A 1,229-nucleotide genomic window follows, 5' to 3' on the forward strand; every position below is an offset into this window, starting at 1 on the left:
CGGCGGACGGTCGGGGCCGGGACGGCGGCGCGGCGCGCCAGCTCGACCCGGTGGTCGTCGATGAGGGCGGCCACCTCGGCCGGGGTCTCGGTGACGAGCAGGGCCCGGTCGCTCACCAGGTCCACGCGGGTCCAGGGTGCGGCGTCCGAGAGCGTCTCGACGAGGTCCGGGTTCAACCAGAACGCGCGGCCGTCGCTGTGGTGCAGCTCGATCATGGGACTCCCTCCCCCGCGGACGCCTCCCCTGGCGTCCTGCACCCCCTCCAACGCGCGAGGCCGCCGCAGGTTACGCGGACGCCGACTTGTGCGGCGCGCGGACCGGTCTAGCGTCGGGAGCAGACCGTTCCCCACCCCGAGGAGGACCCATGCCCACACGCACCGCACACACCGCCTGGGAGGGCACGCTCGAGACCGGATCGGGCGAGGTCGACCTGGCCAGCTCCGGCGCCGGCACCTTCGAGGTGTCCTTCCCGAAGCGGTCCGCCGAGGACGCCGGCGGCGTCACCAGCCCCGAGGAGCTCATCGCCGCGGCGCACACCTCCTGCTACGCGATGCAGATGTCGGCGCTGCTGGCCAAGCACGGTGCCACGCCCGGCTCGCTCGCCGTCTCCGCCGACGTCTCGCTCGGCCCCGACACCGAGGGCTTCAAGATCACGTCGGTGCACCTGACCGTCGCCGGCACCGCCGAGAACATCGACGCCGAGGGCTTCCGCCGCGTCGCCGAGGAGGCCAAGCGCACGTGCCCGGTCTCCAAGGCCCTCGCCGGCGTCCAGGAGATGACCGTCGACGTGACCTTCGACGCCTGACCGAGCCCGGCCGGTGACGCGTGTCACCGCCAGAACGCTCAGGCACGCGTCCCCTGCGGGCGATCGGACGAGTGGCTCCGCGCGCCCGCGGGGCGCGCCGGGGCTGTCGACACGGGGCCCGGGAGCATCGGCCGCGCGCTAGGGTTGACGCGACGTCCTGTACCACACCAGACACATTTCGGAAGAGGCGATCGAGGCCGTGGCCGAGTCCTCGCAAGGCACCCCAGACTTCGGAACCAACCAGTGGCTCGTCGAGGAGATGTACGAGCGCTACCAGGCTGACCCCAGCTCGGTGGACGAGACCTGGGCCGCGTTCTTCAAGAACGGTCAGGGCGGTGCCGCGACGTCTGCGCCCGCCTCGACCAACGGCACGGCGCCCGCCGCGGCGCCTCAGCAGCAGCCGAAGGCGGCCGCCTCCCCGCCG

At 73.2% G+C, this 1,229-nt stretch carries 3 protein-coding genes; 2 read left to right on the forward strand and 1 reads right to left on the reverse strand.

The genetic code is table 11. From position 1 onward, the window contains the following. Positions 1-215, reverse strand: a 215-nt coding sequence (locus AC2W7G_RS16675) for a flagellar FlbD family protein (protein ID WP_485869423.1), incomplete at its 3' end; no start/stop codon positions are given. Positions 216-364: 149 nt separating this feature from the next. Between AC2W7G_RS16675 and AC2W7G_RS16680 the strand changes: the two genes are divergently transcribed. Then, positions 365-805, forward strand: coding sequence for an OsmC family peroxiredoxin (locus AC2W7G_RS16680; RefSeq protein WP_485869424.1), 441 nt, complete (start codon positions 365-367; stop codon positions 803-805). Between the two features lie 199 nt (positions 806-1,004). Further along, positions 1,005-1,229: 2-oxoglutarate dehydrogenase E1 subunit family protein (locus AC2W7G_RS16685; RefSeq protein ID WP_485869425.1), on the forward strand; the 225-nt coding region annotated here is incomplete at its 3' end.

Source organism: Aeromicrobium sp. PFPM2_SD2, from assembly GCF_057364525.1.

Coding starts and splice junctions, on each gene's coding strand:
- AC2W7G_RS16680 (WP_485869424.1), top strand. CDS start 365: ATGCCCACACGCACCGCACACACCGCCTGGGAGGGCACGCTCGAGACC.